This window comes from Longimicrobium sp. (assembly GCA_036389795.1).
In the GTDB taxonomy this organism is placed as follows: domain Bacteria; phylum Gemmatimonadota; class Gemmatimonadetes; order Longimicrobiales; family Longimicrobiaceae; genus Longimicrobium.
This window is the reverse complement of sequence record DASVWD010000146.1, coordinates 27695-50853: the sequence shown is the minus strand read 5'-3', so window position 1 is coordinate 50853 and position 23159 is coordinate 27695. Positions and strand designations below refer to the sequence as shown.

Annotated in this window: 1 protein-coding gene; it reads right to left on the bottom strand. The window is 76.1% G+C overall.

What is annotated here, in order from left to right; all coding sequences use genetic code 11:
* A partial coding sequence (locus VF746_20255) for a non-ribosomal peptide synthase/polyketide synthase (protein HEX8694770.1) occupies positions 1–23121 on the bottom strand: 23121 nt, incomplete at its 3' end.
* Positions 23122–23159 lie beyond the last annotated feature (38 nt).

The following is a 23159-nucleotide window of genomic DNA, read 5'->3' as shown; positions in this document are numbered from 1 at the left end:
CAGCCGGTTCGCCCGCTCGTCCAGCGCGCGGTAGGTCAGCGACTCCTCCCCGCTGACCACGGCCACGGCGTCCGGCGTCCGCTCCGCCTGCTCCTCGAAGAGATGGTGGATGCAGCGGTGCGCGGGGTACCCGGCTTCCGTCCGGTTCCATTCCTCCAGCACCCGCCGGCGCTCCGCGCCGCCCAGGAGCTCCACGTCGGCCAGGCGCAACTCCGGGCCGGAGGCCGCGATCCGGTCCAGCAGCCCGGCGAGGTGGCCGAGGAGCCGCGCGACCGCCTCGTCCTCGTACCGGCCGCGGTCGAACACGGTGCGGAAGGTGAGGCCGGCGTCCCGCGTGACGGTCATGGCGAAGGGGTAGTCGCTCTGCTCGACGCTCTCCTGGATCTCGACCTCGAGCCGCGCCCGCCCCCCTTCCTCCAGCGGCGCCTCCCGCCGCGGATAGTTCTCGAAGGCGAAGATGGTCTCGAAGAGCGGCGTGCCGGCCGGCACCTCGCTCCAGCGCTGCACCTGCGCCAGCGGGGAGTGCTCGTGCTCGCGCAGCTCCGCCTGCCGGGCCTGCAGGGCGCGCAGCCAGTCCACCATCCGCTCGTCCTCGCCCACCCGCACGCGCACCGGGAGCGTGTTGATGAAGAGCCCCACCGTCTCGTCCACCCCGGCCAGCTCCGCCGGCCGCCCGGAGACGGTGGCCCCGAACACCACGTCCGCCTCGCCGGAGTAGCGGGAGAGGAGGAGCGCCCACGCCCCCTGCACCAGCGTGTTCACCGTCAGCCCGTGGCGGCGCGCCCACGCCTGCAGCGCCCCGGCCTCGCCGGCCCCCAGCCGCAGCTCGCGCCGCCCGAACCCGCCCGTCCCGCGGCTCTGCCCCCGCTCGATCCCCAGCGGCGTGGGAGAGCGGAACCCGGCCAGCGCCGCGCGCCAGTACCGCTCCGCGCCCCCCAGCTCCTGCCGCTCGAGCCACGCGATGTAGCCGCGGTACGACGGGGCCGGCGGGAGCGCGGGGTCGCGCCCCGCCGCGTGCGCGCCGTAGAGCGCCACCACGTCGCGGAGGACGAGCGGCATGCTCCACCCGTCCAGCAGCAGGTGGTGGCAGGTCCAGACCAGGTGGTGCGCGGCGTCGCCCGTGCGGAAGAGCGCCAGGCGCATCAGCGGGGGCCGGGCGGGGTCGAAGCCCAGGGCGCGGTCGGCGGCGAGCCGGGCGTCCAGGCGCCGGGCCTGCTCGTCCGCGTCCACCCCGCGCCAGTCCTCCACCAGGAGCGGCACCTCCACCGCGCGCCGCACCACCTGCAGCGGCTCGCGGACGCCCTCCCAGGTGAAGCCCGTCCGGAGCGCCGCGTGCCGCTCCACCACGCCGCTCCACGCGCGCCGGAACGCCTCCACGTCCAGCTCGCCCTGCAGCCGGTAGCCGAACTGCCCCACGTACGCCCCGCTCCCCGGCTCGTAGAGCGTGTGGAAGAGGAGCCCCTCCTGCAGCGGGGCCAGCGGGTACACGTCCTCGACCTCGCGCCCGTTCCCCACCACCCGGTCCACCTCGTCCTGCGAGAGCCGCGCGAGCGGGAAGTCCGACGGCGTGCGTCCGCCGGCCCCGTCCGACGTGCAGTGGGCGACCAGCGCCCGGAGCTCGGCCGCGTACTCGCGCGCGAGCGCCTCCACCGTCTCCCGGCGGTGCACCCCCTCGCCGTACCTCCAGCTCACCTCCAGCCGCCCGCCCAGGACCGCGCCGTTGACCACCAGCAGGTAGGGGCGCTCGCCCCGCGGGTCCGTGCCCGTCCCCGCCGACTCCGGGGCCAGCCCCAGCAGCCCCTCCTCGCGCAGGCTCCCGTCGAACTGCCCCATGTACTCGAAGCGCACCTCCGCCCGGGGCATCGCCGCCAGCGACTCGCGCACCTCGGGGGCGCCCAGCCAGCGCAGCGCGCCGTGGCCGATCCCGCGGTTGGGGACGGCGCGCAGCTGCTCCTTGACCGCCTTCAGCGCCTCGCCCTCGCCCTCGCGGCCGCGCAGGTCCAGGAGCACCGGGTAGATGGTGGTGAACCACCCCACCGTCCGCGACAGGTCCACCCCGTCCAGGATCTCCTCGCGGCCGTGCCCCTCCACGTCCACCAGCACGCGCTCGTCTCCCGTCCAGCGCCCCAGCACCCGCGCCAGCGCGGCCAGCAGCACGTCGTTGATCTGCGTCCGGTAGGCGCGCGGCACCTCCTGCAGCAGCCGCCGCGTCTCTTCGGCCTCCAGCGCGACCCGCGCCTGCCGCGTCCGCGACTCGGGGTTGGCCCCGCCGGGGAAGTCCACCGGGAGCGCCGGCACCCCCCGGCGCGCCTCCGCGAGCCAGTAGGGGAGCTCGTCCGCGAAGCCGCCCGCGGCCACGTGCTCCGCCAGCCGGGCGGCCCAGCGCCGGAACGAGGTGGTCTTGGGCGGGAGCCCCGCGGCCTCGCCCCGGGCCAGCCGCTCGTACGCCTGCTGCAGGTCTTCCAGCAGCACGCGCCACGACACCCCGTCCATCACCAGGTGGTGCACCACCACCAGGAGGCGGCCGCTCCGCTCGGCGCCGCGGTCGAAGAGCACCACGCGCAGCAGCGGCCCCCGCTCCAGCGAGAGGCTCGCCTGCAGCCGCTCGGCCTCCGCCTCGATCCGCCCGCTCTGCTCCGCCTCGTCCAGCCCCGCCAGGTCCACGCGGCTCGTCCATTCCCCCGCCGCCGCCCCGCCGTTCTCCGCCCGCCACTCGCCGCCCTCGCGCCAGAAGCGCATGCGCAGCGCGTCGTGGTGCGCGGCCACCCGCGCCACCGCCCGCTCCAGGACCGCGGGGTCCAGGCGCCGCCGCACCTCGAAGAGCACCGACATGTTCCAGTGGTGCGGCGCCGGGAGCGCCCGGTCGAAGAACCAGCGCTGGATCGGCGTCAGCTCCACCGGCCCCTCCACCAGCCCCTGCTCGGCGTCGGCGGCGCCCTCCACCCCCGCGCGGGCGGCCAGCTCCGCCGCCGTGGGGTGCTCGAAGAGCTGCCGCGGGGTGATCCGCAGCCCCGCCGCGCGGGCGCGCGACACCACCTGGATGGAAAGGATGGAGTCGCCGCCCAGCTCGAAGAAGTTGTCGTGGACGCCCACCCGCTCCACCCCCAGCACCTCGGCCCAGATCCCCGCCAGCACCTCCTCGGCCCAGGTGCGCGGCGCCGCGTACCCCGCCCCCGCCTCCGGCCGCGCGGCCTCGGGCGCGGGGAGCGCCCGGCGGTCCACCTTGCCGTTGGGGGTGAGCGGCATGCGGTCCAGCACCACGAACGCGGAGGGGACCATGTAGTCGGGGAGCCGCCCGGAGAGGTGCGCGCGCAGCTCGGACGGCCGCGGCTCGGCACCCTCCCGCCCCACCACGTACGCCACCAGCCGCCGGTCGCCGGGCGCGTCCTCGCGCGCCAGCACCACCGTCTCCCCCACGGCCGGGTGCCCGGCCAGCACCGCCTCGATCTCCCCCGGCTCGATCCGGAAGCCGCGCACCTTCACCTGCTCGTCCACGCGGCCCACGAACTCCAGCTCCCCGTCCGCGCTCCAGCGCACCCGGTCGCCGGTCCGGTACAGCCGCCCTCCCCCGCCGCGGAACGGGTCGGGGACGAAGCGCTCCGCCGTCAGCCCCGGGCGCCCCAGGTAGCCGCGCGCGAGCCCGGCGCCGCCCACGTGCAGCTCGCCGGGGACGCCCGCCGGCACCGGCCGCAGCCGCGCGTCCAGCACGTAGAGCCGCAGGTCCGGGATCGCCGCGCCGATCACGCTCCCCCCCTCCAGGTCGCCCACCCCCAGCGGCCGGTAGGTGACGTGCACCGTGGTCTCGGTGATCCCGTACATGTTCACCAGCCGCGGGCGGTCCTCCTCCCGCAGGGCGTACCACGGGCGCAGCGACCTCATCTCCAGCGCCTCGCCCCCGAAGACCACCAGCCGGAGCGCCTCGGCCCGCGGCTCGCCCCGCGCGGCGGCCTCCCCTTCCACCCGCGCGTACTGGCGGAAGGCCGAGGGGGTCTGGTTCAGCACCGTCACCCCGGCGTCGCGCACCAGCGCGTGGAACGCCTCGGGGGTGCGGCTCACCTCGTAGGAGGGGACCACCAGCCGCCCGCCGTGCAGCAGCGCGCCCCACATCTCCCACACCGAGAAGTCGAAGGCGAAGGAGTGGAAGAGCGTCCACACGTCGTCCGCCCCGAAGCCGTACCAGGGCCCGGTGGCCGCGAAGAGCCGCGCCACGTGGCGATGGGTGATCATCACCCCCTTCGGCCGCCCCGTCGACCCCGACGTGTAGATGACGTACGCCAGGTTGTCGGGCGCGGCCGGCGCGTCGGCCGGGGCCTCGCCCTCCGGCTCCTCCGCGAGGCGCTCCACCTCCAGCAGCTCCGCGCCGCTCCCCGCCAGCTCCGCCCCGTGCCCGCCCTGCGCCAGCACCCGCCGCACCCCCGCGTCGGCCACCATGTAGGCCAGCCGCTCCGCCGGGTACCCCGGGTCCAGCGGGACGTAGGCCGCCCCCGCCTTCAGCACCGCCAGCAGCGAGACGACCAGGTCCAGCGAGCGCTCCGCGCAGACGCCCACGCGCTCCTCGGGGCCCACGCCCCGGCGCCGGAGCGCCCGCGCCACCCGCCCGGCCCGCGCGTCCAGCTCGGCGTAGGTGAGGCGCCGCCCCTCGCACTCCACGGCCACCGCGCCCGGCGTGCGCCGCGCCTGCTCGGCGAAGCGCTCGTGCAGGCACCACCCGGCGGGGATCTCCTCCCCCGCCCCGCTCCACTCCTCCAGCACCCGCCGCCGCTCCGCATCGTCCAGCAGCTCGATCTCCGAGAGGCGCAGCTCCGGGCCGGAGGCGGCGATCCGCTCCAGCGCGCGGCCGAAGTGGGCGAGCAGGCGCCGCACGGCCTCGCCGTCCAGCCGGCCCGCGTCGTATCCCGCCCGCACGCTCAGCACGTCGTCCAGCCCGGCCGTGACGGTGAGCAGGTAGTTGGTCTGGTCCAGCCCCGCGCGCCCCTCGATGCGGAGCGGCCCGCCGCCCTCGCCGCCCGGCGACGACGCGCCGGGGAGGTAGTTGTTGAAGGAGAGGATGGTCTCGAAGAGCGGGGTGCCGGCCGGCACCTCGCTCCAGCGCTGCACCTGCGCCAGCGGGGAGTGCTCGTGCTCGCGCAGCTCCGCCTGCTCCGACTGCAGCCGCCGCAGCCAGTCGGCCACCGGCTCTTCCTCGGCCACCCGCACCCGCGCCGGGAGGGTGTTGATGAAGAGCCCCACCATCTCCTCCACCCCCGCCAGCTCCGCCGGCCGCCCGGAGAGCGTGGCCCCGAACACCACGTCCGCCTCGCCGGAGTAGCGGGAGAGGAGGAGCGCCCACGCCCCCTGCATCAGCGTGTTGAGGGTGAGCCCGTGGCGGCGCGCGTAGGCCTGCAGCGCCCCGGTCTCGGCGCGCCCCAGCCGCAGGTCGAGGTGGCCGTGGCCGCCCTCCCCCGCGCCCCCCGCCCGCTCGATTCCCAGCGGCGTGGGGGAGCGGAACCCCGCCAGCGCCTCGCGCCAGTACCGCTCCGCCTGGCCGGGGTCCTGCCGCCCGAGCCAGTCGACGTAGTCGCGGTACGGCCGCGCCGGCGGGAGCGACGGCTCGCGCTCCGCGGCGTGCGCGCCGTAGAGCGCCACCACGTCGCGGAGCAGCAGCATCACGCTCCACCCGTCCAGCACCAGGTGGTGGTGCGTCCAGACCAGGTGGTGGTCGGCCTCGCCGGTGCGGAAGAGCGCCATCCGGATCAGGGGCGCCTGCGCGGGGTCGAAGCCGCGGGCGCGGTCGGCGGCGAGCCAGGCGTCCAGGCGCGCGGCCCGCTCCCCGGCCTCCACGCCGCGCCAGTCCTCTACCAGGAGCGGCACCTCCACCTCGCGGCGGACCACCTGCAGCGGCTCGGGGACGCCCTCCCAGGTGAAGCCGGTGCGGAGCACGGTGTGCCGCCCGGCCGCGCCCCGCCAGGCCCGGCGGAACGCCTCCACGTCGAGCTCGCCGTGCAGGTCGTAGCGGAACTGCGACACGTACGCCCCGGTCCCCGGCTCGTAGAGGGTGTGGAAGAGCATCCCCTCCTGCAGCGGGACCAGCGGATAGGCGTCCTCGGCGTCGGGCCCGAGCCGCGCGGCGGCGTCGCCCGGCGCCACCAGTCTCCCGTCCGCCGCGCCGGGGGCGGGGCGGTCGTCCACCGCCACGGCGACCTCCGCCAGCCCGGCGACGGTGGGGTGCTCGAAGAGCTGGCGGGGGGTGATGCGCAGGCCGGCGCGGCGGGCGCGCGCCACCACCTGGATGCTCAGGATGGAGTCGCCGCCCAGCTCGAAGAAGGTGTCGTGCACCCCCACCCGCTCAATCCCCAGCACCTCGGCCCAGATCCCCGCCAGCGTCTCCTCCATCGCCGTCCGCGGCGCCACGGAGCCGGCGGCCGGCTGGGCGTCGGGGGCGGGGAGGGCGCGGAGGCTCAGCTTGCCGTGCTCGGTGCGCGGCAGCTCGGGGAGGAAGACCCAGGCGGAGGGGACCATGTACGGCGGCAGGTGCGCCTGCGCGTGCTGCCGCAGCGCGCCGGCGCCGGGGTCTCCGTCCGCGACCACGTAGGCCGCCAGCCGCCGGTCGCCGGGGGCGTCCTCGCGCGCCACCACCACGGCCTCGCGCACGGCGGGGTGCCGGCGCAGCACGGCCTCGATCTCCCCCGGCTCGATGCGGTATCCGCGGATCTTCACCTGGAAGTCGAGGCGCCCCAGGAACTCCAGCTCGCCGTCGCTGCGCCAGCGGACGCGGTCGCCGGTGCGGTACAGCCGCCCGCCCGGCACGGCGCCGAAGGGGTCGGGGACGAAGCGCTCCGCCGTGAGCGCGGGGCGGCCCAGGTAGCCGCGCGCCACGCTGGCGCCGCCCACGTACAGCTCCCCCGCCACCCCGGCGGGAACGGGCTCCATGGCGCCGTCCAGGACGTAGACGCGGGTGTTGGCCAGCGGCCGCCCGGTGGGCGTGGCGATCGGCCGGCGGCCGGGCGCCGCCGCGCCGGCCCGGTGCATCAGCACGCCGACGGTGGTCTCGGTGGGTCCGTAGTGGTTGAAGAGGGCGACCTCGGGCGCGGCCCGGCGCAGCTCGTCCACCCACGCCGCCTTCGATCCCTCGCCGCCGATCACCAGCCAGCGGCGGGGGAGGAGGGAGCGCCAGTCGTCCACCGCCTGCAGCGCGGCCAGGTGCGAGGGGGCGATCTTGAGCAGGTCGACCGGGTTCGCGCGGAGGCAGTCGCGCAGGGCGACGGGGTCGACGGCGCGCTCGCGCGGGACCACGTGCAGCCGCCCGCCGGTCGCCAGGCAGGGGAAGATGACCGTCTGCGACGAGTCCACCGTCAGCGGCTGCACCATGGCGGCGCTGGCCTGGCCGTCGATCCCCAGGCGGCGCGAGACCCCGTGGACGTAGTTGAGGATCTGCCGGTGCTCGATCCCGACGCCCTTCGGCTGGCCCGTGGAGCCCGACGTGTAGATCACGTACGCCAGGTTCCCGGGCAGCGCCGCCGGCCGCGGATCATGGTCGTCGGACGTTCCGCCGTCCGCTCCCGGCGCCGGGATCTCCATCTCCGCGTCCAGGCGCAGCACGGTGCAGCCGGACTCCGGGAGGCGGTCCGCCGCGGCGCCGTGGGCGAGGACCACCCGCACGGCGGAGTCGGCCAGCATGTACGACACCCGCTCGGGCGGATACTCCACCTCCAGCGGGAGGTATGCGGCGCCGGCCTTCAGCACGCCCAGGAGCCCCACCACCAGCTCCAGCGAGCGCTCCAGGAAGAGCGCCACCCGCTCGTCGGGGCGGACGCCGTGGCGCCGCAGGAGGTGCGCGAGCCGGTTGGCGCGGCGGTTCAGCTCCGCGTAGGTCAGGCTCCGCCCCTCGCACTCCACCGCCACGGCGTGCGGCGTGCGCCGCGCCTGCTCCTCGAACCCCTCGTGGACGCAGCGGTCCTCCGGGAGGGGGAGGTCGGTCTCGTTCCACTCCACCAGCAGCTGGCGGCGCTCGGCCTCGCCCAGCAGCTCCAGCCGCGACAGGGGGCGCCCGGGCTCCGCTGCGGCCTCCTCGAGGAGGCGGACGAAGTGCCCGGCCAGCCGCCGGATCGTCTCCGCCTCGAAGAGGTCGGTGCGGTACGCCACCGAGCCCGAGATCCGGTCGCCCTCCGCGGTGAGCCGCAGGGTGAGGTCGTACCGCGCCGCCTGCGAGGCTGCGCCCAGCGCCTCCACCTCGATCCCGGGGAGGCGCAGGCGCCCTTCTTCCGCCGGGTCGGCGTTCTCCAGGGTGAACAGCACCTGGAAGAGCGGGGTGTGCGCCAGGCTGCGCTCCACCGCCAGCTCGTCCACCAGCCGCTCGAAGGGGACGTCCTGGTGCGCCTGCGCCTCCAGCACCCCCTCGCGCACCCGCCCGAGCACCTCGCGGAAGGCGGGGTCGCCGCCCAGCCCGGTGCGGATCACCAGCATGTTGACGAAGAAGCCGATCAGCCCCTCCGTCTCCAGCCGCGTGCGCCCGGCCACCGGCGTGCCGACGACGATGTCCTCGCCCGCGCCGTAGCGGCCGAGCAGCACCTGCCACGCGGCCAGCAGCGTCATGAAGAGCGTGGCCCCCTCGCCGCGGCCGAGCGCGCGCAGCCCGGCGCCCACCGCCTCCGGCACCGCGAAGCCGTGCGTCCCGGCGCGGCTGCCGGCCACCGCGCCGCGCGGGCCGTCGGCCGGCAGCTCCAGCACGGCGGGGGCGCCCGCCAGCCGCTCGCGCCAGTAGCCCAGCTGGCGCTCCAGCAGCTCGCCCCGCAGCCGCTCCCGCTGCCACGCCGCGTAGTCCGCGTACTGCACGGGGAGGTCGGGGAGACGGGCCTCGTCGCCGCGCACCCGCGCCGCGTAGAGCGCGGACACTTCGCGCACCAGCAGCGCGACCGACCACTCGTCGCTCGCGATGTGGTGCATGGTGAAGAGCACCACCGACTCCGCCGCGTCGAGGCGCAGCAGCGTGCCGCGCAGCACCGGCCCCCGCGCCAGGTCGAACGGCCGCGCCGCCTCCTCGCGCGTCAGCCGCTCGACCGCGGCCTCGCGCTCCGCCTCGTCCAGCGCGGAGAGGTCGACCTCCGGCAGCGGCACCGGCGCGGGATCTGCGATCCGCTGCACGGCCCGCCCGTCCGCCGTGGCGCCGAAGGTGGTGCGCAGCACCTCGTGGCGCCGCACCACCTCGGTGAGCGCCCAGGCCAGGGCAACGGCGTCCAGCCCGCCGCGCATCCTGAGCGCCACGGGGATGTTGTAGGCCGCGCTCCCCGGCTCCAGCTGGTCCACGAACCACAGCCGCTGCTGGGCGAAGGAGAGCGGCAGCTCGCCCTCGCGCGGGACGGGGACGATCGGCGGCGCGTCCGCCTCCGCCTCGGAGCCGCGCAACGCCTCCACGCGCGCGGCCAGCGCGCGGACCGTCTGCGCCTCGAAGACGGCGCGCAGCGGCAGCTCCACCCCGAAGGCGTGGCGCGCCCGCGAGACCACCCGCGTGGCGACCAGCGAATGTCCGCCCAGCTCGAAGAAGTTGTCCTCGGCGCCGACGCGCTCCACGCCCAGCACCGCGCTCCAGATCTCCGCCAGCACCTCCTCGGCCGCCGTGCGCGGCGCCACGTACGGACGCTCCGCCGCGAGCTCGGGCGCCGGCAGCGCCCGCCGGTCCACCTTGCCGCTGGGGGTGAGCGGCAGCGCGTCCAGCTCCACCAGCGCGCCGGGGACCATGTAGTCGGGAAGCCGCGCCGAGAGGTGCGCGCGGAGCGCATCCGCGCCCGGCCACGCGTCCGCCACCACGTACGCCACCAACCGCTTCTCGCCGGGCCGGTCCTCGCGCGCCAGCACCACCGCCTCGCGCACTCCCGGATGACGAAGCAGCGCCGCCTCGATCTCCCCCGGTTCGATGCGGAAGCCGCGCACCTTCACCTGCTGGTCGCCGCGCCCCAGGTACTCCAGCTCGCCGTCGCCGCTCCGCCGCGCCAGGTCGCCCGAGCGGTAGAGGCGCGCGCCGGGCACGGAGCCGTACGGATCGGGGACGAAGCGCTCCGCCGTGAGCGCGGGACGCCCCAGGTAGCCGCGCGCGACGCCCGCGCCGCCCACGTGGATCTCCCCCGGCACGCCCAGCGGCACCGGCCGCAGCGAACCGTCCAGCAGGTAGAGCCGCAGGTCGGGGATCGGCACGCCGATCACGCTCGCCTCGCCGCGCTCCACGTCCTCGCGGGTGATCGGGCGATAGGTGACGTGCACGGTGGTCTCGGTGATCCCGTACATGTTCACCAGCCGCGGGCGGTCGTCGCCGTGCCGCTCGATCCACGGCCGCAGCGCCTCCAGCGACAGCGCCTCGCCGCCGAAGATCACCCACTTCAGCGCCAGGGGACCGGCCTCCTCGCCCGTCGCGCGATCCGCCTCGATCAGCTGCCGGAAGGCGGAGGGCGTCTGGTTGAGCACCGTCACGCCCTCGCGCGACAGGAGCGCGCGGAACTCCTCCGGCGCGCGCGAGACCTCGAAGGGGACCACCACCAGGCGGCCGCCGTAGAGGAGCGCGCCCCAGATCTCCCAGACCGAGAAGTCGAAGGCGGAGGAGTGGAAGAGCGTCCACACGTCGCTCTCCCCGAAGCCGAACCACGGCTCCGTCGCCTGCATCAGCCGCAGGACGCTGCCGTGCGTGACCTGCACCCCCTTCGGACGGCCCGTGGAGCCGGAGGTGTAGATCACGTACGCCAGGTTCTCCGCCGCCGCGCCGCCGGCCAAGTCCAGCTGCGATTCCGCCTCGTCACCGGTCTCGGCCGCGTCCAGGCAGACGACGGAGATGGACGGGGCCGCCTCCTCCAGCCGCGCGCGGAGCGCCGCCTGCGTCAGCAGCACCCGCGCGCCCGCGTCCTCCAGCGTGTAGCGCAGCCGGTCCGCCGGGTAGTCGGGGTCCAGCGGCACGTAGGCCCCGCCGGCCTTCAGCACGCCCAGGATCCCCACCACCAGCTCCGCCGAGCGCTCCACGCACAGCGCCACCGCCGTCTCCGGGCCCACCCCCATCCCGCGGAGGCGGCGCGCCAGGCGGCCGGACCGCTCCTCCAGCTCGGCGTACGTCAGCGTCTCGGCGCCGAAGGTGACCGCCGGCGCGTCCGGCGTGCGCGCCGCCTGCAGGACGAACCGCTCGTGCAGGGTGCGCTCGGGGACGATCGTCTCCGCCGGGTTCCACGCTTCCAGCAGCAGGCGCCGCTCCGCGTCGCCCAGCAGCTCCAGCTCCGAGAGGCGGAGGTCGGGGGCCGCCGCCGCGCGCTCCAGCAGGCGCACGAAGTGGCCGGCCATCCGCTCCACCGTGGCCGCGTCGAACAGCTCCGCGCGGTAGGAGATGGACCCCGCGACGTGCCCGCCGAAGTCGCTCATCCCCAGCGTGAGGTCGAACTTCGCCGTCCCGCTGTCGGAGGCGAGGGTGTCGATCTCCGTCCCGCCCAGCCGCAGCTCGCCGTCGCCGGGCGCCGCCTGCCGGAAGGTGAACAGCACCTGGAAGAGCGGCGTGTGCGACAGGCTGCGCTCCACCTCCAGCTCGTCGACCAGGCGCTCGAAGGGGACGTCCTGGTGCGCCTGCGCCTCCAGCACCCCCTCGCGCACCCGCGCCAGCGCCTCGCGGAAGGTGGGGTCGCCCTCCAGCCGCGTCCGGATCACCAGCGTGTTGACGAAGAAGCCGATCAGCCCCTCCGTCTCCAGCCGCGTGCGTCCCGCGACCGGCGTCCCCACCACCACGTCGTCGCCCGCGCCGTAGCGGGCCAGGAGCGCCTGCCACGCTGCCAGCAGCGTCATGTACGGGGTGGCGCCCGCGCCGCGGCCCAGGTCGCGCAGCGCCCGCGACAGCTCCGGCGGGAGCGCGAAGCCGTGGCTCGCGCCGCGCCCGCTGGTCGTCGCCGGCCGCGGGTGGTCCAGCGGCAGCTCCAGCACGGCCGGCGCGCCGTCCAGCCGCCGACGCCAGTACGCCACCTGGCGGTCCAGCACCTCGCCTTCCAGCCAGCGCCGCTGCCACACCGCGTGGTCGGCGTACTGGACCGGCAGCTCGGGAAGATTCGCGTCCTCACCGCGCGTCCACGCGTCGTACAGCGCCGTCACCTCGCGCTGCAGGATCTCAATCGACCAGCCGTCGCCGGCGATGTGGTGCATGGTGAAGAGCACCACCGACTCCGCATCGCCGAGACGAAGGAGCGCGCAGCGCAGCACCGGCCCGCGCGCCAGGTCGAACGGCCGCGCCGCCTCCTCGTTCGCCAGCCGCTCGACCAGCGCGCCGCGCCGGGCCGGATCGACGGCGGAAAGGTCGATCACCGGCAGACGCACGGGGGCGGGCTCGTGCACCACCTGCACCGGCTCGCCGCCGGCGCCGACGGCGAAGGTGGTGCGCAGCACCTCGTGGCGCCGCACCATCTCGGTGAGCGCCCACGCCAGGCCGGCGGGATCGAGCTCCCCGCGCAGACGCAGGGCGACCGGGAGGTTGTACGCGGCGCTCCCCGGCTCCAGGCGGTCGATGAACCACAGCCGCCGCTGCGCGAAGGAGAGCGGCAGCTCGCGGTCGCGCGGCACGGGGACGACCGGCGGCACGTCCATCGGCGTCCCGCGCAGCGCCGCCACGCGGCCGGCGAGCGCGCGGACCGTCTGCGCCTCGAACACCGCGCGCAGCGGCACCTCCACGCCGAACGCCTCCCGCACCCGCGACACCATGCGCGTGGCGACCAGGGAGTGGCCGCCCAGGCCGAAGAAGTTGTCCTCCACCCCCACCCGCTCCACGCCCAGCACCTCGCCCCAGATCTCCGCCAGCACCTCCTCGGCCGCCGTGCGCGGCGCCACGTACCGACGCTCCGCCGCGCGCTCGGGCGCCGGCAGCGCCCGCCGGTCCACCTTGCCGTTGGGGCTGAGCGGGAGCGCGTCGAGCGGGACGACGGCGCCCGGGACCATGTACTCCGGGAGCCGCGCCGAGAGATGCGCGCGCAGCGCCTCCACCCCCGGCCACGGCTCGGCCACCACGTAGGCGGCCAGCCACTTCTCCCCCAGCCCGTCCTCGCGCGCCGCCACGACGGCCTCGCGCACGGAGGGGTGCCGCAGGAGCACGCTCTCGATCTCGCCCAGTTCGATGCGGAAGCCGCGCACCTTCACCTGGAAGTCGATGCGCCCCAGGTACTGCAGCTCGCCCGTGGAGAGCCAGCGCGCGCGGTCGCCGGTGCGGTACATCCGCGCCCCCGGCTCCGGCGAGTGCGGGTCCGGGAGGAACGCCGCCGCCGTGAGCGCCGGCCTCCCCAGGTAGCCGCGCCCCACCTGCACCCCGGCGATGAACAGCTCGCCCGGCACTCCCCGCGGCTGCGGGCGGAGCGCCGCGTCCAGCACGTGCATCCGCGTGTTCGCGATCGGCCGCCCGATCGGCACGGGGCCCGCGCCGGGCGCGCAGTCGTGGTGCGTCACCTCGATCGCCGTCTCGGTGGGGCCGTACAGGTTGTGCAGCTCCGCCCCGGGGAGCGCCTCCAGCGTGCGCTCCACCAGGTCGCGCGGCAGCGCCTCGCCGCTGCAGAACACCCGCCGCACGCTCGCGCAGCGCGCCGGGTCGCCGGCCTCCAGGAACGCCCGCAGCATCGGCGGGACGAAGTGCACCACCGTCACCCGCTCGCGCCCGATCACCTCCGACAGGTACGCCGGGTCGCGGTGCCCCTCCGGCCGCGCCAGCACCAGGCGCGCGCCCGCGATCAGCGGCCAGTAGAACTCCCACCCGGAGACGTCGAAGGTGACCGGCGTCTTCTGCAGCACCGCGTCGCCCGCGCCCAGCCCGTACCGCTCCTGCCCCCACCGCAGCCGGTTCACCACCCCGCGGTGCGCGTTCATCGCGCCCTTGGGCCGGCCGGTCGACCCGGAGGTGTAGATCACGTACGCCAGGTGGTCCGGCGTCACCCCCGCCTCCGGCGCGCTCTCCGGCTCGCCGGCCACCTCGCTCCACCCGGCGTCCAGGCAGAGCGTCCGCGCCTCCAGCGGCGGGAGGCGGTCCAGGTGCCGCGCCTGGGTGAGGAGGACGGGAACGGCGGAGTCGCGGAGGATGTAGGCGATGCGCTCCGCCGGGTTGCCGGGATCGACGGGGACGTAGGCGCCGCCCGCCTTGAGCACGCCCAGGAGCGCGACCACCAGCTCCGGCGACCGCTCGGCGCAGATCCCCACCCGCACCTCCGGGCCCACCCCGTGGCGCCGCAGGTGGTGCGCGAGCTGGTTGGCGCGCCGGTCCAGCTCCCGGTAGCTCAGCGCCTCGCCCTCGAAGACCACGGCGACGGCGTCCGGCGTGCGCGCCGCCTGCGCCTCCACCAGCCGGTGCAGGCAGACGTCCGCGCCCAGGTCCCGCTCCGTGGCGTTCCACCCCTCCAGCACCCCGCGCTCGGCCTGGTCCATCAGCTCGAGTTCCGAGAGCCGCGCGCCGGGATCCGCCGCCGCCCGCTCCAGCAGGCGCACCAGGTGGCCGGCCATCCGCTCGATGGTGGCCGCGTCGAACAGCCCGGCGCGGTAGGAGATGGCCCCCGCCAGCCGGTCGCCGGAGCCGCCCATCCCCAGCGTGAGGTCGAACTGCACCGTCCCGCTGTCGGCGGCGGCGCGCTCGATCTCCGCCCCACCCAGCCGCAGCTCGCCGTCGCCGGGCGCCGCCTGCCGGAAGGTGAAGAGCACCTGGAAGAGCGGCGCGTGCGCCATGCTGCGCTCCACGTCCAGCTCGTCCACCAGCCGCTCGAAGGGCACGTCCTGATGCGCCTGCGCCTCCAGCACCCGCTCGCGGACGCGCCCGACCAGGTCGCGGAAGGTGGGATCGCCCTCCAGCCCGGTGCGGATGACCAGCGTGTTGACGAAGAACCCGATCAGCCCCTCCGTCTCCAGCCGCGTGCGCCCCGCGACCGGGGTCCCCACCACGACGTCGTCGCCCGCCCCGCAGCGGGCCAGGAGCGCCTGCCAGGCCGCCAGCAGCGTCATGTACAGCGTGGCGCCCTCCCGGCGGGAGAGCTCGCGCAGCGCCCGCGACAGCTCCGCCGGGAGGGCGAAGCCGTGGCTCGCGCCGCGCCCGTCGGCCACGGCGGGGCGCGGACGGTCGAGCGGGAGCTCCAGGACGGCCGGCGCGCCGCGCAGCCGATCGCGCCAGTAGGCCACCTGGCGCTCCAGCACCTCCCCTTCCAGCCAGCGCCGCTGCCAGACCGCGTAGTCCGCGTACTGCACGGGGAGCTCGGGGAGGCGCGGATCCTCGCCGCGCGCGTACGCCCCGTACAGCGCCGTCACCTCGCGCTGCAGGATCTCCATCGACCAGCCGTCGCTGGCGATGTGGTGCAGGGTGAAGAGGACGACGGAGTCCGCCGCGCCCAGCCTGAGCAGCGCGCAGCGCATCACCGGCCCCCGCGCCAGGTCGAAGGGGCGCGACGCCTCCTCCGTCGACAGCCGCTCGGCCCACCTCTCCCGCTCCACCCCGTCCAGCCCCGACAGGTCGACGACCGGCAGCCGCACGGGCGCCGGAGCGTGGACCACCTGCACCGCCTGGCCGTCCGCGCCCATGCTGAAGGTGGTGCGCAGCACCTCGTGGCGCCGCGCCACCTCGGTGAGCGCCCGCTCCAGCGCGCCGGCGTCCAGTTCGCCGCGCAGCCGGAGCGCCACGGGGAGGTTGTAGGCGGCGCTCCCCGGCTCCAGCCGGTCGATGAACCAGAGCCGCTGCTGCGCGAAGGAGAGCGGCAGGTCGCCGTCGCGCCCGGCGGGGACGATGGGCGGCGCCTCTTCCCCCGTCCCGCGCAGCGCTTCCACGCGCCCGGCGAGCGCGCGGACCGTCTGCGCCTCGAAGACGGCGCGCAGCGGCACCTCCACCCCGAGGGCGTGCCGCGCCCGCGAGACCACGCGCGTGGCGATCAGGGAGTGCCCGCCCAGCTCGAAGAAGTTGTCGTCGACGCCGACGCGCTCCACCCCCAGCACCTCGCCCCAGATCTCCGCCAGCACCTCCTCGGCCGCGGTGCGCGGCGGCGCATACGGGCGCCCGGCCGCCGCGCCCTCCGGCGCCGGGAGCGCGCGGAGGTCCACCTTGCCGTTCGGCGTCAGCGGGAGCGCGTCCAGGACGACGAACGCGCCGGGGACCATGTAGTCCGGGAGGCGGTCGCGGCACCAGCGCCGCGCCGTCGCCGCCAGTTCGGCCGGCACCTCCCAGCGCTCGTCCCCGGCCGCGCCCGGGTCCGCGTCCGCGGCCTCGGCCGCGATCTCCGGGCGGCGGGCCCGCACGTCGAAGAGCGGCGTGCCCGCGAGCGCGCTGTCCTGGGTGATGGCGACCGCGTACCCGCGGCTCTCCAGGAGCGAGCGCACCCGGTCCAGCCGCCCGTCGGTGTCGTGCACCTCCAGCACCACCTGCCGCACCAGCGGCCAGTGCTCGTCGGCGAGCCCCTCCAGCACCTCGAGCTCGCTCTTCTCCACGTCCACCTTCAGCAGGTCGATCCGGCGCACGCCCTCGGCCCGGATCACGTCGGAGAGGGTCCGCAGCTCGCATTCGCAGCGCTCCACCCGGAGCCGCTCGTCCAGCAGCTCCTCCAGCGCGTCCGCGTCCACCGGCGCGTCGGCGGTGCCCACCAGGAACGAGCGCACCACTCCGCGCTCGTCGGCCGCGCTCGCGTGCTGGCCCGAGAGGACGGAAGCGTGGGGATAGTACGCGAACTCCGCCCGTCCGGGCCGCTCCGCGATGCCGCACGGGAAGAGCCGCGACCGGACGCCGTGCAGCTCCGCGTTCAGCGAGAGCACCTCGAACACGGGCGCGATCGGCTCGAAGGCGTAGACCGTGGCGCCGGGGCGGAGCCGAGCCACCTGGACCGTGAAGAGGCCGATGTTGGCGCCCACGTCGAAGACCACCGCGTCGGCCGGGAGGTGGACGCCGGCCCCGAGATAGCCGCCCTGCTCGAAGAGCTCGCGGTAGAGGAACTCGGTTTCGTGCGGGTTCAGCGACACGACCGGCATTCCGTTGGGCATCACGCTCACCGGATGCCCGGCCAGGCGGCCGCCCGCCTGCAGCCGCAGCAGCCGGCCCACGGTGCCGGCGCGCTCGGAGTCGGGCACCAGGTACGCGGCCAGCCGCTGGTCGCCGGGGACGTCCTCGCGCACCGTCACCACGGCCTCGCGCAGGGCGGGGTGGTTGAGGAGCACGCGCTCGATCTCGCCCGGCTCGATGCGGAAGCCGCGCACCTTCACCTGCTGGTCGCCGCGCCCCAGGTACTCCAGCTCGCCGTCGCCCCGCCGCCGCGCCAGGTCGCCCGAGCGGTAGAGGCGCGCGCCGGGCACGGAGCCGAACGGGTCCGGGACGAAGCGCTCCGCCGTCAGCGCGGGCCGCCCCAGGTAGCCGCGCGAGACGCCCGCGCCGCCGACGTGGATCTCCCCCGGCACGCCGAGCGGCACCGGCCGCAGCGCCCCGTCCAGCAGGTAGAGCCGCAGGTCGGGGATCGGCACGCCGATCACGCTCGCCTCGCCGCGCTCCACGTCCTCCCGGCGGATCGGGCGATAGGTGACGTGCACGGTGGTCTCGGTGATCCCGTACATGTTCACCAGCCGCGGGCGGTCGTCGCCGTGCCGCTCGATCCATGGCCGCAGCGCCTCCAGCGACAGCGCCTCGCCGCCGAAGATCACCCACTTCAGCGCCAGGGGACCGGCCTCGTCGCCCATCGTCCGGTCCGCCTCGATCAGCTGGCGGAAGGCGGAGGGCGTCTGGTTGAGCACCGTCACGCCCTCGCGCGACAGGAGCGCGCGGAACTCGTCCGGCGCGCGCGAGACCTCGAAGGGGACCACCACCAGGCGGCCCCCGTAGAGGAGCGCGCCCCAGATCTCCCACACCGAGAAGTCGAAGGCGGAGGAGTGGAAGAGCGTCCACACGTCGTCCCCGCCGAAGCCGAACCACGGCTCCGTCGCCTGCATCAGGCGCAGGACATGGCCGTGCGTGACCTGCACGCCCTTGGGACGGCCCGTGGAGCCGGAGGTGTAGATCACGTACGCCAGGTTCTGCGCCGCCGCGCCGCCGGCCGGGTCCAGCTGCGATTCCGCCTCGTCACCGGGCTCGGCCACGTCCAGGCAGACGACGGAAATGGACGGGGCCACCTCCTCCAGCCGCGCGCGGAGCGCCGCTTGGGTCAGCAGCACCCGCGCGCGCGCGTCCTCCAGCGTGTAGCGCAGCCGGTCCGCCGGGTAGCCGGGGTCCAGCGGCACGTACGCGCCGCCCGCCTTCAGGATGGCCAGGATCCCCACCACCAGCTCCGCCGAGCGCTCCACGCACAGCGCCACCGCCGTCTCCGGGCCCACGCCCAGCCCGCGGAGGCGGCGCGCCAGCCGGCCGGACCGCTCGTCGAGCTCGGCGTACGTCAGCGTCTGGGCGCCGAAGGTGAGCGCCGGCGCGTGCGGCGTGCGCGCCGCCTGCTCGGCGAACCGCTCGTGAAGCGTGCCCTCGGGGACGATGGTCTCCGACGGGTTCCACGCTTCCAGCACCTGCCGCCGCTCGCCCTCGTCCAGCAGCTCCAGCTCCGACAGGCGGACGTCGGGGTCCGCCGCGACCTGCTCCAGCAGGCGCACCAGGTGCCCGGCCATCCGCCGCACCGTGGCGGCGTCGAAGAGCTCCTCGCGGTACGCGAGCGCGCCCTCCACGCGGTCACCCAGCTCCGTCAGCCCCAGCGCGAGGTCGAACTTCGCGATGCCGCTGCTGGAGGCGACGGGCTCGATCTCCGTCCCCTCCAGCCGCAGCTCGCCCTCGCCCGCGGACTGCTGCTCCAGCGAGAACGTCACCTGGAAGAGCGGCGTGTGCGCCAGGCTGCGCTCCACCTCCAGCTCCTCCACCAGCCGCTCGAAGGGGACGTCCTGGTTCGCCTGCGCCTCCAGCACCCCCTCGCGGACGCGCGCCAGCACCTCGCGGAAGGTGGGGTCGCCCTCCAGCCCGGTGCGGATGACCAGCGTGTTGACGAAGAAGCCGATCAGGCTCTCCGTCTCCAGCCGCGTGCGTCCCGCCACCGGCGTCCCTACGACCACGTCCTCGCCCGCGCCGTAGCGGCCGAGGAGCGAGCTCCACGCGGCCAGCAGCGCCATGTTCAGCGTGGCGCCCTCGCGCCGGCCGAGCTCGCGCAGCGCGCGCGACAGCTCCGGCCGGAGCGCGAAGCCGTGGCTCGCGCCACGCGGGCCCGCCACCGCGGGACGGGGGCGGTCGGTCGGCAGCTCCAGCACGGCGGGCGCGCCCGCCAGCCGCCGGCGCCAGTACGCCACCTGGCGGTCCAGCACCTCGCCCTCCAGCCAGCGCCGCTGCCACACCGCGTAGTCCGCGTACTGCACGGGCAGATCGGGGAGACGGGCTTCCTCGCCGCGGATCCGGGCGGCGTAGAGGGCGGACACCTCGCGCACCAGCAGCGCGACCGACCACTCGTCGCTCGCGATGTGGTGCATGGTGAAGAGGCCCACCGCCTCGCGCGGCTCCAGCCGCAGCAGCGCGCCGCGCAGCACCGGCCCCCGCGCCAGGTCGAACGGCCGCGCCGCCTCCTCGCGCGCCAGCCCCTCCACCGCGGCCTCGCGCTCCGCCTCGCCCAGCGCGGAGAGGTCGACCACCGGCAGCGGCACCGGCGCGGGACCCGCGATCCGCTGCACCGCTCGCCCGTCCGCGCCCACGCCGAAGGTGGTGCGCAGCACCTCGTGGCGCCGCACCACCTCCGTGAGCGCCCAGGCGAGCGCCGCCGCGTCCAGCCCGCCGCGCATCCTGAGCGCCACGGGGATGTTGTAGGCCGCGCTCCCGGGCTCCAGCTGGTCCACGAACCACAGCCGCTGCTGGGCGAAGGAGAGCGGCAGCTCGCCGTCGCGCGGGACGGGGACGACCGGCGGCGCCTGCACCCCGGCGCCCGCGCCACGCAGCGCATCCACGCGCGCGGCGAGCCCCGCCACGGTCTGCGCCTCGAAGAGCGCCCGCAGGGGCAGCTCGATCCGGAACGCCTCCCGCGCGCGGGACGTCACCCGCGTGGCGATCAGCGAGTGACCGCCCAGCGCGAAGAAGTTCTCCTCCACCCCCACCCGCTCCAGCCCCAGCACCTCCGCCCAGATCCCCGCCAGCACCTCCTCCGTCGGCGTGCGCGGGGCGGCGTACGCCTCGTCGCGCGACGGGTCGTGCTCGGGCGCGGGGAGCGCGCGGCGGTCCACCTTCCCGTTCGGCGTGAGCGGGATGCGGTCGAGCACCACGAACGCGCCCGGCACCATGTAGTCGGGGAGCCGCCGGGAGAGGTGCGCGCGCAGCGCGCCCGGCTCCGGCCGGGTCCCGTCGCGCGCCACCACGTACGCCACCAGCCGGCGGTCGCCGGGCACGTCCTCGCGCGCCACGACGACGGCTTCGCCCACGGCGGGATGGCCGGTGAGGACGCTCTCGATCTCCCCCGGCTCGATGCGGTAGCCGCGCACCTTCACCTGCTCGTCGGCGCGCCCCAGGAACTCCAGCTCCCCGTCCGCGCGCCAGCGCGCCCGGTCGCCCGTCCGGTACAGCCGCGCGCCGCGGTCGGCGGAGAACGGGTCGGGGACGAAGCGCTGCGCCGTCAGCGCACGCCGTCCCAGGTAGCCGCGCGCCACCCCCTCGCCGCCGATGTACATCTCCCCGGGAACGCCGACGGGCACCGGCCGCAGCCCCGCGTCCAGCACGTAGACGCGCTGGTTGGCGATCGGGCTGCCGATCGGAAGCTCGCCCTCCCCCGCGTCCTGGCCCGCCGGGAGGCGGTGGATGCTGGTGGTGACCGTCGTCTCCGTCAGGCCGAAGACGTGGATCAGCTCGCATCCGGTCTCCCGCCAGGCCCGCAGCCGCTCCGGGAGCACCCGCTCGCCGCCCATCAGCACGCGGCGCAGGGTCCCCGGCAGACGGAGCCCGTCCTCGGAGAGCGTGCGCACCCACTCGTGCCAGTAGGCGGTCGGCAGCTCCATCACGCTCACCGACGCTTCGTCCACCACCCGCGCCAGCTCCGCCGGCTCCAGCAGCTCGGCACGGCTCACCACCACGGCCGCGCCGCTCACCAGCGCGGGGAACACCTCCTCGATCACCACGTCGAAGCCCGGCGAGGCGAACTGGAGCATCCGCTCGCCTTCGCCCAGCTCCAGCAGCCGCGCCATCTCCACCGCGTAGCCGGACACGCTCCCGTGCTCGACGGCCACGCCCTTCGGACGGCCGGTGGAGCCGGAGGTGTAGATGACGTACGCCAGGTTGCGGACGCCGGCCCGGCCGTGCGGGTTCCACGCGGGGCGGCGCGCGATCGACTCCCGCTTCTCGTCCAGGCACACCACCGTCGTGCGCCGGGGAGCCCCGTCCCCCAGCCGCTCGCGCAGCGCCGTGTCCGTCAGCAGCACGCGCGCGCCGGAATCCTCCAGGAGGTACAGCAGCCGCTCGCGGGGATAGGCGGGATCGAGCGGCAGGAAGGCGCCCCCTGCCTTCAGCACCGCCAGCATCGCCACGATCAGCTCCGGCGAGCGCTCGAGGCAGATCGCGACGACCACCTCCGCGCCCACGCCCATGCGCCGGAGGTAGCGCGCCAGCCGGTTGGCGCGCGCGTTCAGCTCGCGGTAGGTGAGCACCCCGCCGTCGTAGACCACCGCCGCCGCGCCGCGCGTGCGGGCCACCTGCCGCTCGAAGAGCTCGTGCACGCAGCGGTCGCGCGGGGAGGGGCGCTCCGTCGCGTTCCACTCCTCCACCACCCGCCGCCGCTCCGCCTCGTCCAGCAGGTCGACGTCAGACAGCCGCGCGTCGGGATCGGCCGCCACGGCCTCCAGCAGCCGCACCAGGTGCCCGGCCATGCGCGCCACGGTCGCCGCGTCGAACAGGTCCGCGCGGTACTCCAGCCCGCCGGCCAGCCCCTCGCCCTCCTCCCCCAGCAGCAGCGACAGGTCGTACGGCGTGGCCCCGCTGTCCGGCGGCAGCGCCTCGATCTCCAGCCCCTCCAGCTCCAGCCGGTCCGCCGCGGGCGCCTGCAGGGTGAACATCACCTGGAAGAGCGGCGTGTGCGCCAGCGTGCGCTCCACCGCCAGCTCGTCCACCAGCCGCTCGAACGGCAGCTCCTGGTGCGCCTGGGCCCCGAGCACGTTCTCGCGCACCCGGCCCAGGAGCTCGCGGAAGGTGGAATCGCCCTCCACCCCGGTGCGGATCACCAGCATGTTCACGAAGAAGCCGATCAGGCCCTCCGTCTCCAGCCGCGTGCGCCCGGCCACCGGCGTGCCGACGACCACGTCCTCGCCCGCGCCGTAGCGCGCGAGGAGCGCCTGCCAGGCCGCCAGCAGCGTCATGAAGAGCGTGGCCCCCTCGCGGCGGCCCACCTCGCGCAGGCGCGCGGCCAGCGCCGGCGAGAGCGCGAGGGCGTGCCGCGCGCCGCGCTCGCTCGCCACGGCCGGGCGCGGGCGGTCCGTCGGCAGGTCGATGACCGCCGGCGCGCCCGCCAGCCGCTCGCGCCAGTAGGCCAGCTGCCGCTCCAGCAGCTCGCCCTGCAGCCGGTCGCGCTGCCACGCCGCGTAGTCCGCGTACTGCACCGGCAGCTCGGGGAGGCGCGCATCCTCCCCGCGCGCCCGCGCCGTGTAGAGCGCCGACACCTCGCGCACCAGCAGCCCCACCGACCATTCGTCGCTGACGATGTGGTGCATGGTGAAGAGCCCCACCGCCTCGGCCGGCTCCAGCCGCAGCAGCGTGCAGCGCAGCACCGGCCCGCGGGCGAGGTCGAACGGCCGCGCCGCCTCCTCGCGCGCCAGCCGCTCCACCACGGCCTCGCGCGCCGCCGCGTCCACCGCCGAGAGATCCACCACCGGGAGGCGCAGCGGCGCCGGCTCGCCGATCACCTGCACCGGCTCGCCGCCCGCGCCCACGCGGAAGGTGGTGCGCAGCACCTCGTGGCGCCGCGCCACCTCCGTGAGCGCCGACGCCAGCGCCGCCGCGTCCAGCCGGCCGCGCATCCGGAGCGCCACGGGGACGTTGTACGCCGCGCTCCCCGGCTCCAGCTGGTCGAGGAACCACAGCCGCTGCTGCGCGAAGGAGAGCGGCAGCTCGCCGGTACGCTCGACCCGGATGAGCCCGAGGTCCTCCGGCCCGCGGATCCCCTCCCGGCCGAAGAAGTGCGGCAGCAGGGCCAGTCGTTCGAGCGAGAGCGTCATGGGTGCGATGGGAAGGGCTGGGTGGAACGGAGCTCGAA